Here is a 1524-nt window from a genome sequence, read left to right as displayed (position 1 = left end):
GTTCAAACTGGCAGGTTCCGCATGATTACAAAAAAGATAAACAAGTTTTAGGGCAGCCTGTAGATGATGCAGCGTTGAAATGGACATAACCACCCGAAATTAAAAAATTAGTGGTTATAGCAGCCCGTTATCACAAACGGGCTGTTGCAGGATTCAGAACTAATTACTCCAAGTCACATTCTATTTTAAATGGTAATTTATTCTCGGAATAAAGATAACCAAGTTTATTTTTTTGCTGTTTATTAATAAATATTTGAAATGGGGATAATCCACTTACCCCCAATACCATAAAACTAATGGCCCGTTATTACCCATTCCTTTGACAGCCAAGAGAAAACCAACCCAGATATCGCGCCAAAGATATGGCCTTCCGTTGAAATATCCTCTTGCCACGGTAACAGGCCAAACACAATCCCGCCGTAGTACATAAACACGAGAATCGCAAAGAAGAAATCTTTTACTCTTCTCAGGAAAAAAGCGTTAGCCAGCAGCAATCCCCACAAACCAAAAATCCATCCGCTGGCGCCAATATGAATAGCCGTGCGTCCAAATAACCAAACTAATGTTCCACCCACAAAGATAATAAACAGGCTGGCTAGCACATAATAACGAATAGAATGTGCCATCAATAACGCACTCAATACTAATAATGCCGGGAGATTGCTGAATAAGTGCCCCCAGCTACCATGCAGGAATGGAGATAGTGGAATACCCATTAACCCTTGAGCGTATCGGGGAATGATGCCGAAATTACTTAGTGCGCCACCGGTTACAGTATCAAACAATTGAATGATGATCAGGATTACTGCTAATCCTATTAGGATATGAAAGCGTTGTTTTAGCCCTGTTTTCACTGCGTTGTTGCCTTATGATTTATTAGAAATCAAAATGAACTTTGTCTCAATAACGGTGTTTGCTCAGAGTTGACACTACGACCACCACCATGTCCCGAAAGTTTGGAATTTAACAGTTTTGATGTAAAAAATAAATTCTATTTTAGTTCAACCAAATTCGGCTTGATAATAAAAAACAATCATATATCAAAGCATTAATTTATTAGAATTGTACCCTTAATGTCAATAACAATTAAGCTTTTATTTTCCTATCACCATTAAATGTTTTACTCATTTAACTTAGCAAATAATGTAAATAAAACGGTAAATGCTATTTTTATACAGTTCAAAATAGAAATATATAAAATTAAGAAAATGAAATTTTAGTGATATATTCATTGTTAGAAGAAAGAAACAAATCCTCGGCCTTTCTTCGACAACCATTAATGCTCATAATTAATAAAATCTTTAAATGCCATTTTTATCATATATTATCTAAAAATAGCAAATTTAAATAATTAAGACATTAATTACCATAGAGGAGATATAATAATGAATACAAATACCTACTTATTCCTTGATGCAGAAAACATTAAATATCATGATGATGCACAAATAAATAAAGGGGACGCTCCCCAACCTATCAGTAAAAATTGGCCTAGCCTTCCTGTCGAGTTTCAACGACATATTG

The 1524-nt window shown here is 35.0% G+C and carries 1 protein-coding gene; it reads right to left on the bottom strand.

Annotation, left to right across the window (positions count from 1 at the left end; all coding sequences use genetic code 11):
• Nucleotides 1-293: 293 nt before the first annotated feature.
• On the bottom strand, nucleotides 294-854 hold the full coding sequence (locus V2H77_RS00630) for a rhomboid family intramembrane serine protease (RefSeq protein WP_341497258.1): 561 nt from the start codon (nucleotides 852-854) through the stop codon (nucleotides 294-296).
• Between the last annotated feature and the right edge of the window lie 670 nt (nucleotides 855-1524).

Source organism: Photorhabdus sp. P32 (genome assembly GCF_038085095.1).
In the GTDB taxonomy this organism is placed as follows: domain Bacteria; phylum Pseudomonadota; class Gammaproteobacteria; order Enterobacterales; family Enterobacteriaceae; genus Photorhabdus; species Photorhabdus luminescens.
Note: the sequence above shows the minus strand (reverse complement) of the source record. Positions and strands in the feature narration are given on the sequence as shown.